Genomic DNA, 23138 nt, shown 5'->3' on the forward strand with positions numbered 1-23138 from the left:
CTTTACGGAAATACCCTTCCCATGAATAGCGCGAATTCTTCCCCTTGGAAGTATGTAATCACGTGGTTGCGTCTGTATTTCGGCGCCCACCTTTTCTTCTCAGGTATCCGATTCGTGATCGACGGCTATGTGCCGATGATTCCAGGTCTCGCCGGCCAGTATGTGGCGGGAGCCGATGCGGTCGGTATGTATCACTGGGTTAAGTACATGGAAGCGGTTTACGGGGCACTGCTGCTGATGAACCGTTTCGTGTTCCTGACACTGATTCTCGAGATGCCGACGACGGTCACGATTTTCTGGCTGAACACGTTTATCTCGGCGACGCCGCGTCAATTGTTCTCGGGTCCGCAAGAACTCCTGATGAACGGCATTCTGCTGCTCGCGTACAGCGGCTACATGGCGGTTTGCTTCCGTCCGACGCTCAACCCGATGTGGCTGTGGGACGGCTGGAAGGGTTTCAGCCTGAAGGGCAAAGGTGGGAGCCTGGTGGGTGTACCCGCCGTCGAACAGCAGCAAAATGTACCCGCCTTCGAACAGCGGAAAAAAGAATTGGCTTAAGGAGCACACGCGATGAAAAAGAATACCTGGATCGCAATCGCCATCTGTATCGCACTGACGCTGGCGGCCGTCGACGGCTCGACGGGTTGGGGCTGGACGGAGTACCGTCCGCTGCGTAATTTCGACTACTTCGGCCTCGGCGTCTCCTGGCTGCTCTTCATCTTCGTGCTCGTGCGCGACAAGGTCAAGGGCGAAGCATAAGGCTTCGGTCACCGCGGTTCTAGATTCAAGGAAGTCCAGGGAGAATTTTCTCTCTGGACTTTTTTTGTTTATATACGGCTTGGCGTGTCCATCTGAGTTGGGTTCAGCAGGATCGATCTAATGGTGGCGCAGGGCGCGAGTACGCATGACCCAAGTCGCAGGCGGTTCGTCTCTGATCTGTCGAGCAATGAGCTGCGACAGATATCCCAATCTCGCTTGGTTCTCCAGTGCGTTTGAAAGTCCTTAGAGAGAGGCACTCCGTCTGTTTGAACGGATGGAGAAGTACCTGCCACTGGCGACAGAAAGATGTCTGCCTGCAGAGGATTAGTAGGCTAAGCTCGAGCGCAGGCTGACGACGGCGCTGGTCCGACGCGACCGAGAACAGATCATGCAGGTGTTGATCGATGAGCGGGAGCGTATAAGCGGGACGGTCATCGACGTTTTGGTGAGCGGAGGGCTATGAATAAAAAAAGCCCGCTCGAAGCGGGCTTTTTCACAGGAGTAGGAGGGCTTAGAAGCGCGTTGCCAAACCCAGGCCGATTGCCGTGACATTGGCGTGGTAGCCGGTCGGGGCACCGAGACCACCGGGTGGGTAGATCGTTTGGTGCGCGATCCCGCTGTTCCAGAGCTTCTTGAAGAAGCCGTACAGCATTGTCGCCTTCGAGAGTTGGTACGTGTAACCGAGAGCAGCCGATCGAATCGCCCAATTGCCAGTGACCGGACCGTTTGTGCTGGCATAGGTAATGTTCTGGTCGCTCAGTCCGCCGTAAGAAGCGCGAATGGTGCCGAATGGGCCGGTCGGAATCGTGACACCGGCTTGCCAGCCCTTATCGGTCTGGCCCGGATCATTCAGACGCACTTGGTACGTACCGTAGAGCGCGACGAAGTTGAAGTCGTATTTCACACCCAAGACGTGTTCGTACGTATTGCGTGCAATGGTCGCTGACGGTTGCAGGCTGTGGCCGAAGCCGTAGCTCGTGAGCAACGGGCCGTTGGCGTAGGTAAGAGTCGCGAGTTGGTAGTGCGTCGCGTTCTGCAGACCTTGATTGTTGCCCCACGAATACGCTGCGGTGCCATTCAGACCCCTCCACGTCGGCGACGAATACTGGATCGTATTGTCCTGGCGAGCCGGATCTTGCAGCATGTTGAAAATCCACGGACGCGGTTCTTCGCCGCCAATCGAGCCGAGCGGCGATGCTGCTGCCAGCAGCATCGGGTCGAAGGTACCGCCCCATTCGTAGCCGGCTGTTTGCAGGCGGCCTGCAATGATCTGGCCGAAGTCGCGGCTGTCGATGCCGACGAAGGCGCGACGGCCGAACAAACGACCACTCTGGCCGGACGTGCCGTTGTTGATGTTGAAGCCGCTTTCGAGCACGGCGATCGCAGACAGACCGCCGCCCAGATCTTCCTTCGCGCGAATGCCCCAACGCGACCCACCGGCCCCGCCGCTGTTCATGCTGACGACGTGTTGACCTTCCGAGTTTCCGAAGTAGCCGACGAATGCATCGGCAACGCCATACAGCGTCACGCTGGTCTGTGCCTGTGCCATCACAGGCGCGATTGCTGCCGCAACGGCGCAGCTAACGAGCAGTTTACGCAATTCCAGTGTCTCCCACATGTCGATGTTAATTTGTAGAGTGGCCGACGTTGCGCAACGGCAAAGCGATGCACAACGGCACGCATGCAAAATAATATACGATGTTGCATATGGCTGATAGAGAATTTCAAAAATGTTGTGTTCGAGGGTATTCCCTGGATGACAGCTGAGGCTCGTTATTTTTACTTCATCGTCATTGCTTGGGATTGCAAAGGAAAAAGCGGTGGTGCAGAGCGATTCTTCAAAAGAAAAGATAAAGCACCATTGGTTGACCGAAATACCTGCTGTCACGCGTGAGCGCCGTGGGCGGAAAACTTGGCATGTCGACGCAAACGCTACGCAACTGGTTGGTTGCAGGCGACTGAGGCCGGCATGATGAGTGGCCGCGGGCGAAGGTCATTTCGGCGGGGCAGAAGGCGCTCGCAGCCAGAAGCTTCCGGCGGGCATTCTATCGACAATTGCGGCGCGCCTCGATTTCGCGAGCTCCATCGAACGCCTCGTTCCGGCTGCGGCCCTGTCCTCGAAATTCCTCCGCTGACAGGACAGCGCCGAACGATACGCAATTAGTGATCCGTTGGTCCGCCACTTGCCGCACCATATTTCTCGCCCCTGGTTTGTGCACTACGCGAGAAGTGAATATGTTTCGATTTGCCTTTCGTTTGTCAAGACAGCGCTTATACTTATCAGCGATAACCCCGATAAGAAAGGTGTTGCCATGAACCCCTTTCCGCGTGTAGCGCTCGGCGTTCTTGCCGCGGCGTGCTGCTTCGCGTCTGTTGAGGCGCTGGCCCAACCGTACGATTCGACGATGCCGCTCACCCGAGCCGCGGTGCGCGCCGACCTGATCGAATGGCGGAAGGCGGGCTACGATCAGTCCGACGACTGGTTCGACTACCCCGATAGCGCGATCCGCGCGGGCGCGATCGTGGCGCAATGGCGTGCGGCGGCCGGCACTCCAGCTGGTCAGATGGCCCAGTAGTAACATAACCGAATCACCCCAATCATCCGGCGTCGGCGCTGCAAGGGCCAATGCCGGTGGGGGATCGTGTTCGCTCGCGGATTGAATCTTCCTGTCCACCCATCCGGGTGAGGACTCAGTCAGTACGGAAGGCGGAGCATGGCAGGCTTCCGCCACCATGCCGCGTCAAGTATCGCGGCGTACAGGTTCGTCGTCTCCGACCGACTCACAGTTGGCGCACTCGTCAGCGCCAAATCCGACCTCGCCGCCCGCCGGCGCCTTCGCTTCCCGTGCATTACGCTCCGCGCGAACGAAATGTCGCATACATCAAATAGCACCTATCCGCCAACAACGGAAATAGGGAAACCCCGACGTTTACACGCGATCTTTTGGCCTATACGATTAAGTAGGCTAAATTAAATACAAAAACGCAGGTCCTAACCATCTCAAGTCGAAGCGTTTCACTCTTCACAATGCTTTCAAGGAGGCAGGATGTCGAATAACCAAGGGGTTCTCTCCTCGGGGGGTAACGCCACGCGTGTCAACGTGTGGATGGACAGCATGACTGGACGCGTGGTCACGGCAATCGTGGGCTTCCTGTTCGTCGCGCAGATCGCTCACGGTCTGCATTCGGATCCGCGTTGGCACTGGCATGCAGGCACCGGCAAACTGCCGCATGACATTGTTCAGGAGTTCATGGACCTGGCTTATACGGAGGGCAAGGGAGCCGAGGCCTACAAGACTTATTTCTCGGAAAAGGCTGTCGATAACGCGCCGAACACGATCGATCATCAGGATGGCGAACCCATTCCCCACGAGGTGAAGAAGATCATCGTCCAGGGCATGGACGTCGCGGTCTATCAGACGATCGGCGCCACCCGTGGCCAACCGGCGCAAGACGTTGTCGATGTCTACGAGATCAGCGGGTCTGGCTGGATCATTCGCCATGACCGCATTACGCAACAGAAGGCTGCGCCGGTGCAGGCTGCGAACTAAAACGGCAAAGGACGAAAGCACACTATGGACAACGATGATCGCAAAACGATGCCGCAACTCATCGGCAAAGTCATCCTGACGTTCTGCCGGCTGTATCTTGGCGGCTGGATGGTCGTCAGCGGTACCAGCTACTGGCGTACGGCTCTCGGCATGTCGCCGATCTTCCCGCAACCGTTCGGCACGCTGCCCGCGTCGAACGAGCTGCTGGTCACGATGGTTCACACGCATTTCTTCCATATCGTGAAGACGTGCGAAATTCTGGGTGGCCTTTCGCTCATTCTCGGTATCTTCGTCCCGGTCGGCCTGCTTATGCTTCTGCCGGTGTCGTTCGTCGTCTGGTACAACGCGATCGTGTTGAACCATCGCTTCGACAAGATGTTCACGCCGTACATGGGCGTTGGGTGCCTGTACATGAACCTGATTCTGATGGTCTGGTACATCAAGTATTACCTGCCGATGATGACGTTCAAAACGACGATCGGCCGCATCAGCGACTGGAAGAAGCTGCCCAAAATTTTCAAGTCGGACGCGGTTGATTTGATCTGATTTCGGATGTGAAATGAGGGATTTGGCTACGTTGCTTCGGTAACGTAGCTTTTTTTGTTTAAGTATTTGGCGATATTTCCTAAATCATGACGAAAAGATTTTCGCGTCTTAAATCGGGTTGGTCATTGAGCCGAGTTTGTGGCGATATTAGCGGTGCGATATTTGGCATGCTGTTGATCGCGCAGCCGTTGATCGCGCATGGGCAGCCTGTTCAAACGCTCACGATCGTAGAGTATCGATCGCATATGTCGCCGGACCAGCCGACAATGCGTGGCATGGCCAGGTTCGCAGATATCGTGAACCGGGAGTCGCACGGTCGTCTGGCCGTGAGCGTGAGCGCGGATACAGTTCCGGGTTCGCCGGGTGAGCAGATCAAGACATTGCAGGCAGGTGGCCCGGGTGCCCCGGATTTGATGCTGCTGGTGACGCCAGCATTGCGTCACCTCGTGCCCGAATTCGAAATCATGGATCTGCCGTTTGTTGTCCGCAGCGAACGTCAGGCGCAGGCGCTGCTCGATGGTCCGTTCGGACAAGCTCTGTTGTCGCGCCTAGAGAGCCACGGCCTCACGGGTCTCGCCTGGTGGGAGAACGGCTTCCGACAGATCACGACGTCGGGCCAGCCGTTCCGGCAGGCGCTCGATCTGGCGAACCGGCCGGTTCGTGTGATCCCGGAACCCGCGTTCGTTGAGACGTTCAAGGTCTTGGGCGCTGACGTCGTGGGACTTCCGTATTCTGAGCTATACGGAGCGTTGAAGAGTGGACGCATCGTTGCAGAGGATAACTTCTATTCGCAAATCCTGGCCGGTCGCCTTTATGATGTTCAATCGGCCGTCTCGATCACGAATCACTCATATAGCGCCATTGCTGTCATTGCCAATTCGGCGGTCTGGCGGAAGTTGACAGTTCAGGATCGACATGTTTTACAACACGCTGCGATAGAAGCAGGGCGCTTTGAGCGCGACCTGATTCGAGAACAGGCGAAAGCCGATCGTGCAGAGCTTGAGCGTCGCGGTATGACGGTCTATACAGTCGCGAGCGATGAAATAGAAAAGCTGGACACCCTGACAGACCCCGTCAGACAGCAATTCTTCCGCAACTACGATCCCATAATCGTCGATATGTATCGACGTCAAATAGCGAAACGCTAGACAATCCGGTGCTTGAGAAAAATATAACTATTGGGGATGTGCGAGACTCCGCCCAGGAGTCTCGCTCTGCATCCAGGCATACGCGACTGATCCCGATGATCGTCGCGGTACCGATGTTTTTGCAGAGTCTCGATACCTCGATATTGGGCACGGCTCTCCAGTCGATTGCCACTTCCCTGAATGTCGAGATACTTCATCTCAACTTCGCTATAACCGCGTACCTGTTGAGCCTCGCACTGTTTCTCCCGGCAAGCGGGTGGCTCACCGATAGATTCGGGACGCGGCGCGTATTCTGTTCGGCAGTCGCGATCTTCTCACTGGCATCCGCGCTATGCGGCGCGGCCACCTCGATCACTGAAATCGTTCTGTTCCGGGTCTTGCAAGGCCTCGGCGGCGCCATGATGGTGCCTGTAGGGCGCTTGATTCTGCTGCGAAGTATTCCGGCAACGCAGCTGGTCGCAGCGATGGTGTGGTTTACAGTACCGGGGGCCATTGGGCGCGTGATCGGGCCACTTCTGGGTGGGCTGATCGTCACGATGGGCTCCTGGCGATGGATCTTTCTGCTCAACATTCCATTCGGTGTGTTGGGCATCCTGCTGTCGTTGAAATTTGTGCCGGATTCGCGCTCGGAAAAGTCTGGGCCGTTCGACATGACGGGATTCATTCTGATGGCGATAGGGCTTTCCGGCATCGTATGCGGTCTGGAAACCGTTGGCCGGAATTTCGTCCCTATGAGCGTAACGATTGGAATCACGGCTATTGGGGTACTGGCAATGATCGTATACGGGCTCTATAGCAGTGGACGTTTCGATGTCGTTATCCCTCTCAAGATTTTTGGATATAAAGCGTTTAGCATCACGACGATCGGCGGCATTCCGCTTAGACTCGCGGTCGGCTCGGCTCCAATCTTCGTACCGCTCCTGTTGCAAGTCGGCTTGGGATTGACCCCCATTCAATCTGGCTTGATGAGCGCCTGGCTGTCTGTCGGCGCATTCGGTGTCCGTCCAATCATGGATCGTGCAATAAGGAAGTTCGGATTCAGGCCGATCATGATGTTGGGCGCTGCGATGACGGGCGCGACATTCGCTTGCTATGGATTGTTCAGACCGACGACGTCGGTTGGGCTCATGTGCTTCGTCCTTTTCGTAGCGGGGATCGTTAATTCTCTGGGGATGATAACTATGAATACGGTTGGCTATTCCGGCATCCCTGATACTTTGATGAGTAAGGCCACGGCACTTTCGACAATGATGCAGCAGACCTCGATTAGTTTTGGCGTCGCAGTCTGCGCATCATGCCTGACGATCACCGCACAGGTTCATGGGCACAGCGCGGATCATCTGGTAATCGACGATTTCCCGATGACATTTTTCGTTGTCGGGGCCTTTACCCTGCTGTCGGTCGTGGCATTCGCCGGTCTTCCCAAGGAGGAAGGCCAGGAACTGCGCTAGATTACGATAAACGATATGAGCTATTCCTTTAAGTCACACGCCAATACACATCCGGGCTCGAGCGACTACGGTCGAGACCTGGCGGATCACTTCGGTGCCTTCGATGCGGAATTTTACGACCGGCGCTTGGCCGATCAAGCAACTGAACTGCAGGCGACGCCGCGAGACGAAGCGCACGGAAACTAACGAACGCGTAAGGTTGACGCTCGTGCGTGATCAACACGATTGGACGGTTCGGCAGCGCGAGAGGTACATTCAACGTCGAATAGAGTGGCGTGCAGTTCGAGCCGTCGCCAGTCGCTCTAACGTGACGAAGGCACTGAGTGGAGAATTCCGGTAGCCTCCAGTTGCGACAAGAGATGGATGCGCGACGGAAAAAAAAGCTCGATGCCTTTTCAGAACATCGAGCCCCTGTCGTTACGCATGCAACGAACTGAGTTACTTCCCAGGCTGACTCAGCTTGTCGTGATCAGTGGCGATAACCTTCGCATAGTCGTCGGATGCGAGATAAGCAGCCTGGTGACCGTTGACGTTCAGCGCTTTCTGGACGTTCGGGTCCTGCACTGCGATCTTCACGGCGTCCGCGATCTTATCGCGGACCGGCGCCGGTAGATCCTTCGGTGCCAACACACCTGTATGCGACGCGAAATCGAAGCCTGGGAACATTTCGCCGAGCGCGGGAACATTCTGAATCTCGGGAATACGGCGCGAACCCAAGACCGCGAGCACACGCATCTTGCCTGCCTTGATCTGCGGCACCGCCATTTCGTACGGAATTTCAACCATTTGCACTTTTCCGCTCAAGAGCGCTGAAATCTGGTCAGCGTCGCTCTTGTAGGCGGTATGAATCATTTTGACGCCCGCACGCTTCTGGAACGCCACCATCGCCAGATATTCACGCGACGTGGTGCCTGTCGATCCAAACATGTAGCAGTTCGGATTGTCCTTCAGACGGCTGATCAGATCGGCGTAGTCCTTGATGTCGGTGCCGCTCAAACCGGCGCCGTTGCCCGCGACCAAAACCAGACCCGCGTGACCGGTGACTTGTGCCACCGGAGTCAAATCCTGGCGTGCGGCGTCCACTTGCTCGGTATCGCCGACGAGAAGCGTCAGCCCGTCAGCGGGCGCTGCTTTTGCTGCCGACAAAGCGGCTGCGTCCGCCTGAATTTCGACGACAACCTCGGTGCCCAGCGCCTTGCTCAACGCGGGCGCCAGTGCGCGGGCAACCATGTCTGAATTCTGGTTCGGTCCGGCAGCGATCAGCTTGACCGGCGCCGACTTAGCCGGTGCTTTGGCGACCGAAGCTTTGGCGGGTGACGTCTGTGCCGCGAAGCTACAACTCGACATCGTGATACCGGCGACCGCGGCGAAAGCGAGTGCGGCACCGAAGATCTTTCGATTCGTGTTCAAGTAACGTCTCCTGTGTGTTGGGGTTAGAGATGGGATGGTCGCAATTTTGTATTCAAAAAAGACTACCATTGTACCAAGGCAAACGCGTACGGTTCGGCACGAGTGCGAGCGCAGCGACGGTTAATCGCCACCACGCCGCCCCCGCGGATTCCGTATTGCCCCAACCAATTGCGACGCGACCGGGGGAAGCCCAGGGTTTTTACCGGAGCATGGTTCGTTGACATCGTAGGCTGTCGTAAATACTATTTTGACTGACGATAACGAATTCTAATTGGTGCGCGATTACCTCGGGGTGCGGAGAGAATCCGGTTGGGGCTTGTCACGCATCTCGGATCCAATGGGGTGTTGCTGACGCGCCCTGCGCGAACTTTTGGGCCGCCAAGCAGTTCACGGCAAATGTGCTGCCGGGGGGCAGCGCCCGATCTGGTCAATCGATTCGCCGGCAACAACGCAACACCCTGATCGCCAACGTGACGAGCTCGGCCATTCGTCACGCTGAGACCGGCTCCCCTCTCTATTCGGCCGGTGCCTCCGCACGGCTCGCACCGGTCATGGCTCGCACGATTCATGAGTTGCTTCGGGTGTTCAACGGCGATCCCGACGCCCGCATTGGATGCTGCACAACTTCAGGAGGACAAGCGACCAGCGAAACGATTCACCGCCAGTCAGTTTCAAAGACCACAAATAATAATCAGGAGAATGTATGAATCATCAGGGGGCCGGGAGGAAACACCGATGGGCCGCGATACCGTTGGCATGCGCATCGGTTTGCATCAGCATTACGGCCGCGCATGCGCAAAGTAGCGTGATGCTTGGCGGATTCCTTGACGAAGGGGTCGCTACCTATCGTGATTCAGGTGGGTCACGTTTGTTTCAAATGCAGGATTCCGCTATTTTCCCCACCAAGTTCTTCTTCCGCGGGAGCGAGGACATGGGGGGCGGCCTGCGCGCAAACTTCAGCCTCGACTCGATGATCAGCCTGAGCACAGGGGGGCTTGATCCGCAGTCGCGCGGTGCGATGTTCGAGAACTCGTCGTGGGTCGGACTCAGTCAAACGGGGATTGGCAGCTTCCGCCTCGGGCGGCAGAACGACTTCGCCTTCGACTACTACCTGATCGGCGGTATCGATCCCGGAACTGGCATCGCTGGCGGTATGCTGAACTTCCGCACCGGCAGCTTCGGTGCCGATCTGCTCGGCGTTTCGGGTCCGGCCCAGATTGCTGGTGCCGTCCCAGGCGGGCCGTTCGCACCTATCACAAGGAACGGTCAGATTACTGGGTTAGCGGCCATCAACTGGGACCGTGTCGGCGGCAAACGGATGTCGAATGCCGTCAAGGTCGTTTCGGAGGAGTATGCCGGGCTGTCGGTTGGCTTGATGTATAGCTTCGGCGGCACGGCGGGGGACTTCAACAACGGGGCCGGAAAGAGCGCCGCAATCAATTACAGGAATGGGGAAACGCGTGCTGCCGTTGTTTACACCGAGCAGAACTACGCGCCGGTCAACAACGGGCATAGTGGCATCGCCAACCTGCTCGCCGGCGCAAGGACGAAGTACGCCCATTTCACGGTCTCGGGGTTGTACAGCCAGGCGCGCAATACCCATACGGGTGCGAGGATTTACGCGCTTGCGGGTGGCGTCGGGTATGACTTCTCGCCGGCCTGGAACCTCGGCGGCGCCTACACCTACGAAAATGGTAACGAGTTGCTGAAGAACGTGACGATCAACCAGGCCGCATTGCAGTTGACATACACGTTGTCGAGACGCACCTCGCTGTATGCCGCCGGTGTATTTCAACGCACCAATGGCGCATATGCTGCCGAAATTGGGAACATCGTGGCAAACGGCAATATCCAGTCAGTTTTTCAGCTTGGCATGATGCATCGATTCTGATGCTGCATTGAGAACGGCGGCGGTGAAAAGTTTTCGTCATCGCTGCCGTGATGTTGACGGGTATGTAATAGCAAACTCACCCGATCGAGCGCAGAGAGTACCACGAGGTTCTTTTCGTCTACTATGATAGTATACAATTTAGAATTATCTGAGGGGAGCAAATACGAAGTCGGCAAGGTTCGCCCCTCTAGCTGAGAGCAATTCAGCGCACCTGACACGTGGTTGCGCGCAGAACCGACTGATCAACCATAGTACGAGGTGGTGTTCCGACGTATAGGCGCAAACTCGGCTTCTGGTTCCGATCACATTTGAAGGAGCGGCAGACATGAAGGGCGAGGACGACCTACCCCTAAGCCAAGCAGTTGAAGCCCGAGCTTTAAATTGGCTAACCCGTATTGTCGAAGTCGACAAGTCGATCTCGGAGTCTGCTGATCGACATCTGAAGTCATCGCTTGGGATTTCATCCGCACAGGCTAAGGTCATTGTATGCCTCGCTGGGCGGAAGTTCATGACGCAGGTTCAACTCGCCCGCAGGCTGAATTACTACATGGGGTCGCTGTCCCGACTCATTCCGCGTCTCATCGACGCTGGAATTGTAATGAGATCCCGGCATCCAGACGACTGCCGCTGCTGGTGCGTTCAGCTTACGGAAAGCGGAGTGGCCATGGCCGCGAAGATCACAGCGTTTCTCGGGGCAACCGACCAGAAATTGATTAGCCTCTTAACCGAGGACGAAGCGGATATTTTCATGGTGTTGCTCAAGCGCCTACTCGCTAATTCGGCAACTCATGGGCCAGCCGATGTCGCGGCAGTTGCCTCGACGGTCAGCCCGAGGTCCTTCGGCGCCACTGGCGCACCGGCGTGAACGACACCGTTCCCTCCTTTGCAGCGCAACGTGGCCGGCGCACTATCTAGTTCCGCGCGTTCTTGCCTACGTCCTTATCGACGTCAACGTCTCGCGCGTGCGCTCGATGATCGTCGCTGTCGATGCGGCTATCCGGAGGCCGCGCGCATGAGCAGGAAAAAGCCGAGAACAGAGGCCATTGTTGGCGCCCCGTGCTGCGTTGATTTCACGTTAGACGTCGATGAATCTCGCGAGCCCGGCACTAACACATCGGACCGGAATTCACAATCATGCTTGCCCCCTATCCATACGCAGGGGATTTATGCCGAAATCCAAGGGTATACGATCAATGTAGGCAAAAAAACATGCTAATGCTTCTTCGCAATCTCAAAGTACGCAACCGGCTGTTTGTTAGCTTCGCAATCGTTATCCTGCTGTTATGCAGTGCTGCGGGATTTGCGCTGTTCCAGGCGCATCGGATTGAATCGCATCTTCTGGACATCAAACAGAATTGGATGGAGTCAATCAAAACGATTGCTGATCTTCGTCTGGCCCTCAGTACGGATCGTCGCGCCACGCTCGGTCTGGTCTTGTCTGATTCCAAACAGGCCAAAGATACCAATGCGGCGATCCGGACCCAAGCCTTGGATCAACTGAGAAATGGTGTCAATCACTATGAGAAGAATGCGCTGCCGGGCGAGGATCGTCAGTATTTCGAGAACGATAAGAAAGCAATTGCTGCCTATGCGGTGATCAACAAAGAACTCTACACTCTCGCAATGACTGAGAATCCGGATCTTGCAACCGCGCGAGTGCTCGCCAACACCAAGATCTTCGATGTCTTCAAGTCCACGGAGAACACGCTCAGCGCCCATATGGACTTCATCCAGAGGAATGCGGATGAGGCTGCGGAAAAGGCCATTCATGACTATGACATGGCCCTTATGCTGACCTTCGCAGTGATCTGTATCGCTATCATTGCGACGGTATATGTCTGCAACACGGTTGCCACGTCAATCGTGTTCCCGTTAAACGACGCCGTAAGAATTGCCGAGGCCGTTGCGTCGGGGGATTTGACGTCGCAAGTCAGGGTGCATTCCGATACTGAACTCGGCCAATTGATGCGTGCACTGCGCAGCATGAATGAGAGTCTCGTGGATATCGTGAAGCAGGTCCGCTCCGGTAGTGAGGCCGTATTGACCGGCGCATCGGAAATCGCGGCAGGTAACGAGAACCTGAGCCAGCGCACCGAGGAACAGGCGGCGTCCCTGGAGCAGACGGTAGCTTCGATCCAGCAGTTGACGGCGACCGTGGAGAACAACGCGGCGAATGCCAGACAGGGCCTCAAACTCGCGCAGACTACCTCTGATCTGGCAAACGGCGGCGGAGAGGTCATGAAAGTGGTCGTGACCACCATGACAGGCATTGCTGACCAATCCAGAAAAGTCGCCGACATCATTGCGACTATCGAGGGTATCGCCTTTCAGACCAATATTCTGGCTCTTAACGCGGCGGTTGAAGCCGCACGTGCTGGCAACGAAGGTCGTGGCTTCGCCGTCGTTGCCCAGGAGGTCCGCACGCTGGCTCAACGCTCGGCAACGGCCGCCAAGGAAATCAAGGAATTGGTCAGCAATTCGGTCACCCGCGTTGACCAGGGATCTCAGCTGGTAAACGATGCCGGGTCCAAAATCAACGAGGTGGTGAATGAGTTCGCCCACGTATCGACTCTGATGGAGGAGATCACCCATGCATCCGATGACGGCCACCGGGGCATCATGGAGATAAACAAGGCGATCGGCGAAATCGACGCGGTGACCCAGCACAACGCAGCCTTGGTCGAAGAGGCCGCGGCCGCTGCCCGTGGCGTTCATGCGGAAGCTGAACGCCTGCAGTCACTGGTTACCAACTTCAAGATCGCACGCGCCATTTGATTGACGGTCTTCGGACACCCACGCGGTTGGCTCCTCACAATGCCTTTCACTGAGTGAGTAACAAGCCGATGGCAAAATTTCTAATCCGTGAAAGGATAAAAAAGCGATGAAAATAGCAAATGAATCACCCTGGAAATTTGTCGTCATGTGGATGAGGCTATATTTCGCATTCCACTATCTCTCTTCCGGGCTGAATTTCGTAGTCTTCAGATACATTCCGGATTTCAGCCACGCAGGAAAAGTGGGCGCCTATATAGGCGCTATGGCAGATATCGGCTTCTACCAGATGGTCAAGTACCTGGAAGTTGTGCTTGGGTCCATGCTGCTGCTGAACATCGGGGTGCCGCTCGCATTGGTCGTAATGGCTGGCATCAGCGTCACCATTGTCTTCCTCAATCTTTTCGTTTCGCCGGATCCGCGCGAACTGTTCACCGGCTTCCAGGAGTTGCTGTTGAACGGAGGACTCTTGCTTGCGTACGGAGGGTACTATGCAAACTTCTGTCGCGTCAAAGCAGAGCCTCTTTGGTTTTGGGACGGAATGCGGAAGCGGGGGAATTTCGACACAAGGAGCCAATCGTGAATAAAAATTTTCTGGTGGTTTTTTCGATCATTGCCGTTGTAGTTTTGATAGTAATTTCAACGTCCACCATTTTCTTTGCACGGCACTTGCGCTTGTATGACTATGGGCCCCCTTTGGGGGCGGGGCTAATCACCTTGGCGGCAATGCTTCGAGCCGCTGCGATGAAACGATAGCCGGTGAATGCGCGTTCATTTGAAACGATTTACGTTTCCAAGCGATTCTTCAAGAAAAAATGGCCTCTGTCTGGAGGCCATTTTTTTGTGCTGCTCGGCCGGATCGCGCGAGTTCCATCCGACATGGACGAAGGCGAGCTCGAGCTGCGGCATGAGGCCTTGCGCAAAGAATAAAGACTTTGTAGGCTGGCGCTGATGCCTGTCGGGCATGAGCGGAGCGGGGGCATATGAGCTTCGACGGCCGTGGCATCGAACCGCTTGCAACACGCTCATGACGTTTTCGCCAACCGCGGCTATCGTGCCGCGCACACAACAAAACCGGCGGGGAGACCTTGACGACCGATCAGGCAGCCAACCGCACCGCAACCGCGGCCGCAACAATGCCCGCGGCTTTCGACTACACCCACTTCGACACCTACGCCGCGGCGCCGCGCGCGCAATTGCCTATGTGGCGCGAGCGCGTCGGCCATTTTCTGGACGTGCCGATCTCGCGCCGGCAACTGGCCGACGGCTTTCGCGGCAGCATCGACACCTATCGCGCCGGCGGCATGGCCTTCACGGATTGCCGCACCGATCCGGTCGAGCAAACGCGCTCGGTCGCGCGCATTTCGACCGACAACGTGCGCCAGATCGTGTTTCACGTGGCCGTCGAAGGGACCTTCGAGACGACAACCGGCCTGTATCCGAAGCGCGTCGCGCTGCAAACGCGGCCGAGCATCCTCGCGCTCGACATGAATCAGCCGATGCAGATGACGCGGGGGCCGTGCCGCCTGGTCGCGCTATTCTTGCCGCGCCATCTGATCGATCCGGTGCTGCCGGAAGCGGAGTCGATACATGGCCGCATGATCGAATATCAAACGCCGCTTGCGCGGCTGATTCCCGCGCATCTGGCCGATCTGTGCCGCAGGTTGCCCACGATGGACGCGCCCGCGGCTCAGGAAGCGTTCCATACCTGCGCGCTGTTGATGGCCGCGGCGTTCGGCAAGGAGACGGGCTTGACCGGCGGAGCGCGGGCGGTGGCACGCACCGCGATGTTCGCGGCGGCGCGCCGCTATATCGACGCGAATCTCAGCCAACCTGATCTGACGGTCGACAGCGTGCTGGCCATGTCGCAGCTGTCGCGGCCCACGCTGTATCGATTGTTCGAGCCGGAGGGCGGGCTCCACGCGTATATTCGAAACCGGCGCCTGCGCGAGGCGGCCGACGAACTGCATCGCCACCCGCGCAGGCCGGTGATCGACGTCGCGTACGGCTGGGGCTTCAATAGCGCGTCGGATTTCAATCGCGCATTCAGACGTGCGTACGACATGTCGCCGGGCGATTTTCGCGCGGCCGCATCCGCAATCAATTCAGGGAGATGACAACGTGGTGAAGATCGATCCGGACCGGTTGATGGCCGACCTCAAACGGCTGCGCGGGTTTGGCGCAACCGGCCCAGGCGTGGTCCGGCTCGCGCTGTCGCCGGTCGATCTGGCGGCACGCGAATGGCTGGTCGGCAGGATGACGGAGGCGGGGCTCGACGCGCGCATCGACGGCGTGGGCACCGTGTTCGGACGCTCGCGCAAAAGCGGTCCCGCGCTCGTGATCGGTTCGCACACGGACACGCAGCCGACCGGCGGCTGGCTCGACGGCGCAATGGGCGTCATCTACGGGCTCGAAATCGCCCGTGCGCTCGCGGAGAACGACGCGACGCGGCACCTCGCCGTCGACGTCGCGTCGTGGATCGACGAGGAGGGCACGTTCTCGGGCCTGCTTGGCAGCCGCAGCTTCGTCGGCGAGGCGGTCGACGAATCGATTCGCGGCGCGACGAACCGGCAGGGCGAACGTCTAACCGACGTGCTGGCGGCCGCGGGCCTCGCGGGCCGGCCGCGTGCGCGTTTCGAGGCAGGGCGCCAGGTCGCGTATCTGGAGCCGCATATCGAGCAGGGCGGACGGCTCGAAGCGATCGGCAAATCGATCGGCGTGGTCACGACGATCGTCGGGCTGCGCGAATCGCGGCTGCGCTTTACCGGTCAGCGCAACCATGCGGGCACGACGCCAATGGCGATCCGCCGCGACGCGGGCGCGGCGCTCGTCGCATTCATCGCGCGGATGAACGACGCGTTCGCGCAACTCGCCGACGCGGATACCGTCTGGACCGTGGGCCGCATCGATCTCGATCCGGGCTCGATGAGCGTCGTACCCGGCGCTGCCGACATGTACCTGCAATTCCGCGACGCTAACCCGGCGCGGCTTCAGGCAATGGAACACGCGCTCGCGGAACTGGTGCGCGACTTCAACGCGCACAACGCCGTGAGCGTCGAAATGCAGACGATCGACGAGCCGATCGAGCCCGTCAGCATGGACGCCACGCTCGCGGAGCACATCGCGCGAGCCGCCGAAGCGATCGCGCCGGGGCAGTGGCTGCGCATGCCGAGCGGTGCCGCGCACGACGCGCAGGTGATCGCGCGTTGCATGCCGGCCTGCATGATGTTCGTGCCGAGCATCGGCGGCGTGAGTCACGACTTCATCGAGGACACGGCCGAGGAGCATATCGTGCTCGGCTGCCAGGTCGCCGCGACGGCGGCGGCTTCGATGCTGTTGCAGCTATCGGCGGGGCATTCCTGAGGGCCGCGCTACTTCCACTTGTCGCCTAGCGCGTCGAGGCCGGCTTTCATCAGATCCTCGGGCAGCATCGCGATGCGCAGCTCGCACTCGGCGTCGAGCTTAAGGAACCACGGTTCGGCGAGCGCGGGAATCGCCGATGCATCGGCGACATCGACAACCGCCACCGCGCCGCGTTTGCCCTGCTGCTCCGTGAAGTAGATCGCTTCCGGCTTCATGTCCTCGAGGATCTTTTGCATCAGCTCGCCGATTCGGCCTTCGCGCACGAGTGTGCCGAACGGTTCGTTCGGTATTTGTATGTTGAGAAGCATGCGCATGTCACCCTCCTGTTCGATACCCAACGGGCATCTTAAGGATAGATGTTGCATGCGCGGCCGATGGCGTTGATCGCGGACGAAGCATCGGCGATTACGGCCGAGGGGTGGCGCGTTGTGCTGGGTCTGCGCTGCTTCAGCTGCCGAACAGCGACCCCTGCGTTCCTCGGCTCGGCGGGTGATGCGCCGGTTTCGCGGGTGCATCGTCCTTGACCGGTCGCGCCGCTTTTCCCTCCGGCGCGGGTCGTGGCGCGTCATCGGCTGCTGCCTCGAGCGAGGTCTGCCCCGCCTCCAGCGAAAGCAGCAGCATCTTGTTGGCGAGGCCGCCGGCGAACCCCGTCAGCTCGCCCGACGCGCCAATCACGCGGTGACACGGCGCAACGATCGAAATCGGATTCCGGCCATTTGCCGCGCCCACCGCGCGCACTGCATTGAGCTTGCCGATCTGCAGGGCGATCTCCGAGTAGCTGCGCGTCTGGCCGAACGGGATGGTCAGCAGCGCGCGCCAGACCTGCTTCTGGAACTCGGTGCCCTGAAAATCGAGCGGCAGATCGAAGGCCTGGCGCGTACCCGCGAAGTACTCGCGCAGTTGCCGCTCGGTTTCGACGAGCAACGCCAGCTCGTTCGCTTCGCTCATATCGCCGAGTCGCACGCGGTTCGGCTTGTCGTGTTCCCATAGAATCGCGGCAAGGCATTCGCCTTTCGCCACGAGCTTCAACTGACCGACCGGCGAATCGATCAACTTGTATGCGTACGTCACTTTCTCAGGCTCCTGACAGGATGGAGGCGCAAGGCTCGCGAGACGGACGTGCTTGAACGACCGGACGCGGAAAGCTGTATGAAGGCTGCGCCGATACTCGGGAGTGTCCCGCTGGCGTCGCCTGAACGCCCTCCAGATATTGCTGTCTCATTCGCATTCGACGCGGCCGCGACGATCATGAGCATCGCGGCGATCACGTCACTGTACCGTAGAGAACCCCAGATGGCCTTTGACTCAGTAAAATCGACAGCTTCGGTACGACGCACTGCGCGCGCTACCCGATCTTCTTTCCCACGACTGTGACCACGACTTTAGAACAACTGCGGGCCGGGCAACTGGCGGGTACGCGCGAACTCAAACTCGCGTGCGGTCTCAGCGAATTTCCGCGCGAGATTTTCGATCTTGCCGATACGCTCGAAGTGCTCGACCTGTCGAACAATGCACTGACGACGCTGCCCGACGATCTGCCGCGCCTGCGCAAACTGCGCATCCTCTTCGCGTCCAACAACCCGTTCACCGAGCTGCCAGGTGTGCTCGGCGAATGCGCGCAACTGAGCATGATCGGCTTCAAGTCGAATCGCATCCGCGAGGTGCCGGCGAGCGCGCTGCCGCCGCTGTTGCGTTGGCTGATTCTGACCGGTAACGACATCGAAAGCTTGCCCGCGGAACTCGGCCGCTGCACGCAACTGCAAAAGCTGATGCTCGCCGGCAACCGGCTGCGCGCGCTGCCTGAGGAACTGGCCGCATGCACGCGGCTCGAACTGCTGCGGCTCGCCGCGAATCGTTTCGACGCATTGCCGCGCTGGTTGCTGCGTCTGCCGCGGCTTGCGTGGCTCGCGTATGCGGGCAATCCGTTCAACGCGGCGCTCGAACGGGCGGCGTTCATCGACACACCGATCAGCGGCATTCGCTGGGATGCATTGCGGCTCGAACGGCCGTTGGGCGAGGGCGCATCGGGCGTCATCTATCGTGCGGCGCTGCATGCGGACCACGAACCGGCGCCGCGTGCGGTCGCCGTCAAGCTGTTCAAGGGCGCGGTGACGAGCGACGGTTTGCCCGAGTGCGAAATGGCTGCTTGCATTCGCGGCGGCGAACATGCGAACCTGATTCCCGTGCTCAGCAAGGTGATCGGGCATCCGTCGGACACGCATGGCCTCGTGATGGGATTGATCGATCCACGCTTCGCCAATCTGGCCGGTCCGCCGAGCCTCGCGTCGTGCACGCGCGATATCTATCGCGACGACGCGTGCTTCGACCTCGAGACGGTGCTCGGTATCGCGAGCGGCATCGCGAAGGTCGCGAGTCATCTGCATCGGCGTGGCGTAATGCATGGCGATCTGTACGCGCACAATATCCTGCACGACGGCGCGGGGCGCGCGCTGCTCGGCGATTTCGGCGCGGCGTCGTTTTTCGATGCCGGCGATCGCGAGCTCGCTATTGCGTTGCAGCGGCTCGAAGTGAGGGCGTACGGCTGTCTGCTCGAAGAACTGCTGGAGCGTTGCGACGCGCAAGCGGACATCGCCGGACAACTGGCGGCGTTGAAGACGCGTTGTCTGAGCGAAGACATCGACAGCCGCCCGCTGTTCGACGAAATCGTCGCCAGCGTCGCGTCGTTCGATCGGCACATCCGCAACCAGTCCATCTGCAGCCAGCACCTCCGCGAAGGAGTCAAGCCATGACGCAGAACATGCGCCGCCGCGTGCTGCTCGCGGGCGCGCTGGCCGCAACCGGTCTCACCGGCATCGCGCGATTCGCGAACGATGCCCATGCCCAGGTACCGTCCGGCACGAAGCCGAAGATCGCGCTCGTGCTCAAATCCATGTCGGACCCGTTCACGGTCGCGATGGTCGACGCCGCGCGCAATTACCAGCAGCACTTCTCGTCGCAATTCAGCCTGACGATTCGCGGCACGGCCAAACAGACCGACACCGCCGCACAGATCCGCATGGTCGACGAGATGATCAGGGCGAAGATGAACGCGATCGTGATCGCGCCGACCGACTCTAAGGCGCTGATCCCGGTGATCGCACGCGCGATCAAGGCCGGCATCATCACGATCACGATCGACAACCCGCTCGACGACGCAGCGCAAGCGGCCGCCGGCATCTCGGTGCCGTTCGTCGGGCCGAACAATCGCAGCGGCGCGAAGCAGGTCGGCCAGTATCTGGCCACGCGGCTGAAGCCCGGCGATCAGGTCGGCATCATCGAAGGCATTTCGGTGAGCAGCAATGCGCAGCAGCGCACGGCCGGGAGCCGCGACGCGATGGATGCGGCGAAAGTGCAGGTCGTCGCGGTCGAGTCGGGTAACTGGGAGTACGGCAAGGGCCGCGACGTGGCCGCGAAGATGCTGGCCGAGCATCCGCAGCTTCGCGCGCTGTTATGCGGCAACGACAACATGGCGATGGGCGCGGTCGACGCGATTCGCGACGCGGGCCGCGGCGGCGGCGTCTACGTCACCGGCTACGACGCGATCGATGCGATCAAGCCGCTGCTCGCCGACGGCCGCGTGCTCGCGACGATGAACCAGTTCGCCGACCGCCAGACCGTATTCGGCATCGACTTCGCGTTGAAGGCGGTGACCGAGCGGCGCAAGCAGCGCGAGCTGTCGAGGGTGATCGAGACGCCGCTGCAGCTGGTGACGGCCTCGAAACGTTGAGGCGGGGCGCGCGATTGCGCCGCCTGCCGCCGCCGCGCGTCGAATACGGGTAGCAGGCCACGTGCCCGGTCCGCGCCGCGACTTGATGCGCTTTCGGAATCAGGTGGTGCCGAATTGTCAATAGCTCGGGTTTCTGTGGCGACTTAAGATCGCGCCAACGTGGACCAGTCGCGATGAAGTCCGCAAGCGCCCGGTACGCGAACAAGAACGCAAGAGCGACGCAAAACAAACAACGGAGACACGCACCATGGCTAAGTCCATCCTGAACCGCCTGCTCGGTTTCACCCTCGGCGCCGGCATCGCGTTGACCGCCTTCAGCGCTCATGCGGGCGCCACGCTCGATCGCGTGATGAAGAACGGCACGATGATGGTCGCGACGAGCGGCAAGTGGCCGCCGCAAGCGTTCCTGAACGACAAGCACGAATTCGACGGTTTCGATATCGACGTCGCCAAGGAAATCGCGCGCCGGCTCGGCGTCAAAGTCACATTCGATACGCCGCAGTTCAGCCTGATGACCGGCGGTCACTGGCACGGCCGCTGGGATCTGTCCGTGCTCTCCGTCACGCCGACCAAGCCGCGCGCCGAATTGCTCGACTTCCCCGCGATCTATTACTACAGCCCGTATGTGTTCGTCGTGAACAAGGATTCGAAGGCGAGGACCCGTGCCGATCTGAACGGCAAGGTGATCGGCGTCGAGGCGGGCACCACGTCGGAAGACTACGTGCGCAACCGCCTGAATATCGCCGGCCCGGACGTGCCGCCGTTCCAGTACATGACGCAGCCGCCGAAGGAAATCAAGACCTACGCGGACTCGATGCTGCCTTATGACGATCTGCGCCTCGGCGACGGCAAGCGCGTCGACGCAATCGTGACGCCGGTGCAGACCGCGCTCAACGCAATCAAGAACGGCTATCCGGTGAAGATCATCCCTGGCGACTTTGCGTTCCGTGAGCCGCTCGCGATCGTCGCCGACAAGGGCGACGCCGAGTGGGACAAGAAGGTCGGCGACATCGTCGCGCAAATGAAGCAGGACGGCACGCTGACCAAGCTCAGCATGAAGTGGTTCGGCAACGACTATACGAAGCAATAAGCACGAACCCGAGACGCGGTGGTCGATGCCGCCGCCGCGCCTGCTGCCGCGCCCGCCGCGCAGCCATCAATCGCCACCAACAACAAAGCGGCACTCCATCACGAGATGGCTCCCTACCTCGATACCTATTACACCCGCACGCTGCGCACAGTCGAGCCGCGCGCGGCTCTGAGCGGTTCGCTGCAAGCCGATGTATGCGTGGTCGGCGCCGGCATGGCCGGCATCACGACCGCGCTCGAATTGCTGCGCCGCGGCCGCTCGGTAATTCTTCTCGAAGCGCAGCGGGTGTCGTGGGGCGCGTCGGGCCGCAATGGCGGCGTGGTGAGTCCCGGCTATTCGACGAGCTTCGGGCGGATCGCGCAACGCGTCGGCGTCGACGACGCGAAGTCGATCTACCGGATGTCGATCGAGGGCGTCGATATCGTCGCCGACAATATCCGCCGACTCGGCATCGACGAAGCGCAGCCGGTGCATGGCGTGCTGCGCGTGTCGCGTCACGAGAACACCGCCGAGATGCAGGCGCAGCAGGCGTGGCTCGCCAACGAGTTTCAGTACGACGTCACGTTCAAGACGCACGACGAGATTCGCGAGTGGCTCGTATCGGACAAGTACCGCCATGCGCTTTATAACGAACGCGGCTTCCATTTTCATCCGTTGAACTATGCGCGAGCGCTGGTCGCGGAAGTCGAGCGGCTGGGCGGCCAGGTGTTCGAAGACTCCGAAGTGTTGTCGCTCGATTGCTCGTCGGCGATCAAGCGGTTGAAGACCGCGCGCGGCACGGTAACGGCGCGCGACGTGGTGTTCACCTGCGGCGGCTATACGGGCAACGTGGTGCCGCAACTCGCGCGCAGCTATCTGCCGATCTCGACCTACATGCTCGTCACCGAGCCGGCCCCGGATCTGATCGCAACCGCCATTCGCACGCGCGCGTCGGTCGGCGACAGCCGCCGTGCGAGCGACTATTACCGCCTCGTCGACGGCGGCGAGCGCATTCTGTGGGGCGGCATGATCACGACGCGCAAGTCCGAGCCGGACCGGCTCGCCGAGCTGTTGCGCCGGCGCATGGTCGATACCTATCCGCAGCTATCCGAGCTGAAGGTCGCGCTCGCGTGGTCCGGACGCATGTCGTATGCAAGGCATCTGATGCCGCTGATCGGCCGGCTGAATTCGGGCGTCTGGTACTGCATGGGGTTCGGCGGCCACGGCATGAATACGACGGCGCTCGGCGGCAGGCTGATCGCGCAGGGCATCGCGAACGAAACCGACCGCTATCGTCTGTTCGCGCCGTTCGGTCTCGAATGGAACGGCGGGCCGGCCGGCACGGCGGCCGTTCAATTGACGTACTGGTACTACCAGCTGATGGATTTCATGCGCGAACGCGCGGCCTAAGCGGGCTCGAACACGACGGGCTCGAACACGACCGCCCGTCG

Annotated in this window: 23 protein-coding genes; 19 read left to right on the plus strand and 4 right to left on the minus strand. The window is 59.6% G+C overall.

Annotated features, from left to right (window positions below):
• Positions 1-21: 21 nt before the first annotated feature.
• Positions 22-558: a hypothetical protein gene (locus tag AB3X89_RS23990; RefSeq protein ID WP_368585481.1), complete on the plus strand. Its 537-nt coding sequence runs from the start codon at positions 22-24 to the stop codon at positions 556-558.
• A gap of 12 nt (positions 559-570) precedes the next feature.
• Positions 571-759: a hypothetical protein gene (locus AB3X89_RS23995; RefSeq protein ID WP_368585482.1), complete on the plus strand. Its 189-nt coding sequence runs from the start codon at positions 571-573 to the stop codon at positions 757-759.
• 511 nt (positions 760-1270) lie between these two features.
• On the opposite strand, the gene AB3X89_RS24000 is transcribed toward AB3X89_RS23995, so the two are convergent.
• Positions 1271-2647: a porin gene (locus AB3X89_RS24000; protein ID WP_368585483.1), complete on the minus strand. Its 1377-nt coding sequence runs from the start codon at positions 2645-2647 to the stop codon at positions 1271-1273.
• Between the two features lie 424 nt (positions 2648-3071).
• Here AB3X89_RS24000 and AB3X89_RS24005 point away from each other — a divergent pair, with 424 nt between their 5' ends.
• The 6 genes from AB3X89_RS24005 (at position 3072) to AB3X89_RS24030 (ending at position 7641) form a co-directional block, all read left to right on the plus strand.
• Positions 3072-3335, plus strand: coding sequence for a DUF4148 domain-containing protein (locus AB3X89_RS24005; RefSeq protein WP_368585484.1), 264 nt, complete (start codon positions 3072-3074; stop codon positions 3333-3335).
• Positions 3336-3806: 471 nt separating this feature from the next.
• The gene (locus tag AB3X89_RS24010; protein ID WP_368585485.1) at positions 3807-4310 is read left to right on the plus strand and encodes a hypothetical protein; all 504 of its coding nucleotides are present in this window, start codon (positions 3807-3809) and stop codon (positions 4308-4310) included.
• Between the two features lie 24 nt (positions 4311-4334).
• A complete protein-coding gene (locus AB3X89_RS24015; protein ID WP_368585486.1) occupies positions 4335-4856 on the plus strand; it encodes a DoxX family membrane protein in 522 nt (173 codons plus the stop codon).
• A gap of 167 nt (positions 4857-5023) precedes the next feature.
• Complete coding sequence (gene dctP, locus AB3X89_RS24020; RefSeq protein ID WP_368585487.1) at positions 5024-6004, plus strand: TRAP transporter substrate-binding protein DctP; 981 nt, start codon at positions 5024-5026, stop codon at positions 6002-6004.
• Positions 6005-6099: 95 nt separating this feature from the next.
• Positions 6100-7455: an MFS transporter gene (locus AB3X89_RS24025; RefSeq protein WP_368585488.1), complete on the plus strand. Its 1356-nt coding sequence runs from the start codon at positions 6100-6102 to the stop codon at positions 7453-7455.
• A gap of 15 nt (positions 7456-7470) precedes the next feature.
• On the plus strand, positions 7471-7641 hold the full coding sequence (locus AB3X89_RS24030) for a hypothetical protein (RefSeq protein ID WP_368585489.1): 171 nt from the start codon (positions 7471-7473) through the stop codon (positions 7639-7641).
• Positions 7642-7893: 252 nt separating this feature from the next.
• On the opposite strand, the gene AB3X89_RS24035 is transcribed toward AB3X89_RS24030, so the two are convergent.
• Positions 7894-8934, minus strand: coding sequence for a Bug family tripartite tricarboxylate transporter substrate binding protein (locus AB3X89_RS24035; RefSeq protein ID WP_368585490.1), 1041 nt, complete (start codon positions 8932-8934; stop codon positions 7894-7896).
• 634 nt (positions 8935-9568) lie between these two features.
• On the opposite strand from AB3X89_RS24035, the gene AB3X89_RS24040 reads away from it, so the two are divergent.
• The 7 genes from AB3X89_RS24040 (at position 9569) to AB3X89_RS24070 (ending at position 16891) form a co-directional block, all read left to right on the plus strand.
• Positions 9569-10756 carry a porin gene (locus tag AB3X89_RS24040; RefSeq protein WP_368585491.1) on the plus strand — a complete coding sequence of 396 codons (1188 nt, stop codon included), beginning with the start codon at positions 9569-9571 and terminating at the stop codon, positions 10754-10756.
• Positions 10757-11081: 325 nt separating this feature from the next.
• Complete coding sequence (locus tag AB3X89_RS24045) at positions 11082-11621, plus strand: MarR family winged helix-turn-helix transcriptional regulator (RefSeq protein WP_368585492.1); 540 nt, start codon at positions 11082-11084, stop codon at positions 11619-11621.
• Between the two features lie 344 nt (positions 11622-11965).
• A complete protein-coding gene (locus AB3X89_RS24050; RefSeq protein WP_368585493.1) occupies positions 11966-13531 on the plus strand; it encodes a methyl-accepting chemotaxis protein in 1566 nt (521 codons plus the stop codon).
• 106 nt (positions 13532-13637) lie between these two features.
• A complete protein-coding gene (locus AB3X89_RS24055) occupies positions 13638-14111 on the plus strand; it encodes a hypothetical protein (RefSeq protein ID WP_368585494.1) in 474 nt (157 codons plus the stop codon).
• A gap of 176 nt (positions 14112-14287) precedes the next feature.
• A complete protein-coding gene (locus tag AB3X89_RS24060) occupies positions 14288-14458 on the plus strand; it encodes a hypothetical protein (RefSeq protein WP_368585495.1) in 171 nt (56 codons plus the stop codon).
• A gap of 158 nt (positions 14459-14616) precedes the next feature.
• Positions 14617-15645 (plus strand): helix-turn-helix domain-containing protein, encoded by a 1029-nt coding sequence (locus tag AB3X89_RS24065; protein WP_368585496.1) that lies wholly within the window; start codon positions 14617-14619, stop codon positions 15643-15645.
• Between the two features lie 4 nt (positions 15646-15649).
• Positions 15650-16891, plus strand: coding sequence for a Zn-dependent hydrolase (locus AB3X89_RS24070; RefSeq protein WP_368585497.1), 1242 nt, complete (start codon positions 15650-15652; stop codon positions 16889-16891).
• Positions 16892-16899: 8 nt separating this feature from the next.
• On the opposite strand, the gene AB3X89_RS24075 is transcribed toward AB3X89_RS24070, so the two are convergent.
• A complete protein-coding gene (locus AB3X89_RS24075; RefSeq protein ID WP_368585498.1) occupies positions 16900-17205 on the minus strand; it encodes a panthothenate synthetase in 306 nt (101 codons plus the stop codon).
• A 133-nt stretch (positions 17206-17338) separates the two neighbouring features.
• Complete coding sequence (locus tag AB3X89_RS24080; RefSeq protein ID WP_368585499.1) at positions 17339-17962, minus strand: methylated-DNA--[protein]-cysteine S-methyltransferase; 624 nt, start codon at positions 17960-17962, stop codon at positions 17339-17341.
• 299 nt (positions 17963-18261) lie between these two features.
• Between AB3X89_RS24080 and AB3X89_RS24085 the strand changes: the two genes are divergently transcribed.
• The 4 genes from AB3X89_RS24085 to AB3X89_RS24100 all read left to right on the plus strand — a co-directional run bounded on the left by AB3X89_RS24085 (position 18262) and on the right by AB3X89_RS24100 (position 23097).
• Positions 18262-19641 (plus strand): leucine-rich repeat-containing protein kinase family protein, encoded by a 1380-nt coding sequence (locus tag AB3X89_RS24085; RefSeq protein ID WP_368585500.1) that lies wholly within the window; start codon positions 18262-18264, stop codon positions 19639-19641.
• Positions 19638-20618 carry a substrate-binding domain-containing protein gene (locus tag AB3X89_RS24090; RefSeq protein ID WP_368585501.1) on the plus strand — a complete coding sequence of 327 codons (981 nt, stop codon included), beginning with the start codon at positions 19638-19640 and terminating at the stop codon, positions 20616-20618. Before AB3X89_RS24085 ends, AB3X89_RS24090 begins: the two co-directional genes overlap by 4 nt.
• A gap of 247 nt (positions 20619-20865) precedes the next feature.
• On the plus strand, positions 20866-21708 hold the full coding sequence (locus AB3X89_RS24095) for a transporter substrate-binding domain-containing protein (protein ID WP_368585502.1): 843 nt from the start codon (positions 20866-20868) through the stop codon (positions 21706-21708).
• 18 nt (positions 21709-21726) lie between these two features.
• Positions 21727-23097: an NAD(P)/FAD-dependent oxidoreductase gene (locus AB3X89_RS24100; RefSeq protein ID WP_368585503.1), complete on the plus strand. Its 1371-nt coding sequence runs from the start codon at positions 21727-21729 to the stop codon at positions 23095-23097.
• Positions 23098-23138 lie beyond the last annotated feature (41 nt).

This window comes from Paraburkholderia sp. BR14320, from assembly GCF_040948665.1.
GTDB lineage: Bacteria > Pseudomonadota > Gammaproteobacteria > Burkholderiales > Burkholderiaceae > Paraburkholderia > Paraburkholderia youngii.

Excerpts from the sequence above, each read along its gene's own strand:
- AB3X89_RS23990 (WP_368585481.1), top strand. The coding sequence starts at position 22 with ATGAATAGCGCGAATTCTTCCCCTTGGAAGTATGTAATCACGTGGTTG.
- AB3X89_RS23995 (WP_368585482.1), top strand. The coding sequence starts at position 571 with ATGAAAAAGAATACCTGGATCGCAATCGCCATCTGTATCGCACTGACG.
- AB3X89_RS24005 (WP_368585484.1), top strand. The coding sequence starts at position 3,072 with ATGAACCCCTTTCCGCGTGTAGCGCTCGGCGTTCTTGCCGCGGCGTGC.
- AB3X89_RS24010 (WP_368585485.1), top strand. The coding sequence starts at position 3,807 with ATGTCGAATAACCAAGGGGTTCTCTCCTCGGGGGGTAACGCCACGCGT.
- AB3X89_RS24015 (WP_368585486.1), top strand. The coding sequence starts at position 4,335 with ATGGACAACGATGATCGCAAAACGATGCCGCAACTCATCGGCAAAGTC.
- dctP (WP_368585487.1), top strand. The coding sequence starts at position 5,024 with ATGCTGTTGATCGCGCAGCCGTTGATCGCGCATGGGCAGCCTGTTCAA.
- AB3X89_RS24025 (WP_368585488.1), top strand. The coding sequence starts at position 6,100 with ATGATCGTCGCGGTACCGATGTTTTTGCAGAGTCTCGATACCTCGATA.
- AB3X89_RS24030 (WP_368585489.1), top strand. The coding sequence starts at position 7,471 with ATGAGCTATTCCTTTAAGTCACACGCCAATACACATCCGGGCTCGAGC.
- AB3X89_RS24035 (WP_368585490.1), bottom strand. The coding sequence starts at position 8,934 with ATGGTAGTCTTTTTTGAATACAAAATTGCGACCATCCCATCTCTAACC.
- AB3X89_RS24040 (WP_368585491.1), top strand. The coding sequence starts at position 9,569 with ATGAATCATCAGGGGGCCGGGAGGAAACACCGATGGGCCGCGATACCG.
- AB3X89_RS24045 (WP_368585492.1), top strand. The coding sequence starts at position 11,082 with ATGAAGGGCGAGGACGACCTACCCCTAAGCCAAGCAGTTGAAGCCCGA.
- AB3X89_RS24050 (WP_368585493.1), top strand. The coding sequence starts at position 11,966 with ATGCTAATGCTTCTTCGCAATCTCAAAGTACGCAACCGGCTGTTTGTT.
- AB3X89_RS24055 (WP_368585494.1), top strand. The coding sequence starts at position 13,638 with ATGAAAATAGCAAATGAATCACCCTGGAAATTTGTCGTCATGTGGATG.
- AB3X89_RS24075 (WP_368585498.1), bottom strand. The coding sequence starts at position 17,205 with ATGCGCATGCTTCTCAACATACAAATACCGAACGAACCGTTCGGCACA.
- AB3X89_RS24090 (WP_368585501.1), top strand. The coding sequence starts at position 19,638 with ATGACGCAGAACATGCGCCGCCGCGTGCTGCTCGCGGGCGCGCTGGCC.
- AB3X89_RS24095 (WP_368585502.1), top strand. The coding sequence starts at position 20,866 with ATGGCTAAGTCCATCCTGAACCGCCTGCTCGGTTTCACCCTCGGCGCC.